Genomic DNA, 555 nt, shown 5'->3' with positions numbered 1-555 from the left:
GACCGTGGCGTCTTCCTCCAGCGTCGTGGGTTCTACTGGCATCGGGCCAACAATATCAGCGAGGGCTTGTTGTTCAGGAGTGAGTAAACCTCTGCGCTCGCTTTTAGGCCCGAATAATTCGCGCTTTAGCGCCCACACTTCGGCTTCGTATTGGCGGATTCTTGAAGACATGGCCTCGTTTTCTGCGCGCAGTTTTTCGACCTCATTCGTGTGAAGCAAGTCAGTGTTTTTAAAGGGTAAAATAGGTCGATAAGTGGCGTCATTCATGGGGTTGGATTATACCACCCACCCCCTTAAGATGCGCGTTTGTAGCGCTTAAATTGACGATATTTTTCGACTTTTATACCGGCCAATAGATGCTGTAATTCGAGTGTACTGAGGGCGTGTTTATCGTTCGCTGATTGCGCATAGTTGAACTGCCCCTGCGACAGTCTTTTGCACCAAATACAGTACCCAGAGGCGTCAAAATAGAGAATTTTCATCTGAGTTTTACGGCGGTTAATGAACACAAAATACCCGATGAGAGGACTCTCTTTGATTTGCTGTTTAATCAGC

The 555-nt window shown here is 47.4% G+C and carries 2 protein-coding genes; both read right to left on the bottom strand.

The window, feature by feature from the left end:
- Window positions 1-267: hypothetical protein (locus V6259_RS19580; RefSeq protein ID WP_341585959.1), on the bottom strand; the 267-nt coding region annotated here is incomplete at its 3' end.
- Between the two features lie 26 nt (window positions 268-293).
- Window positions 294-555: IS66 family insertion sequence element accessory protein TnpB (gene tnpB, locus V6259_RS19575; protein WP_341585958.1), on the bottom strand; the 262-nt coding region annotated here is incomplete at its 5' end.

It is taken from the genome of Marinomonas sp. TI.3.20 (assembly GCF_038155025.1).
In the GTDB taxonomy this organism is placed as follows: Bacteria; Pseudomonadota; Gammaproteobacteria; order Pseudomonadales; family Marinomonadaceae; genus Marinomonas; species Marinomonas flavescens.
Note: the sequence above shows the minus strand (reverse complement) of the source record. Positions and strands in the feature narration are given on the sequence as shown.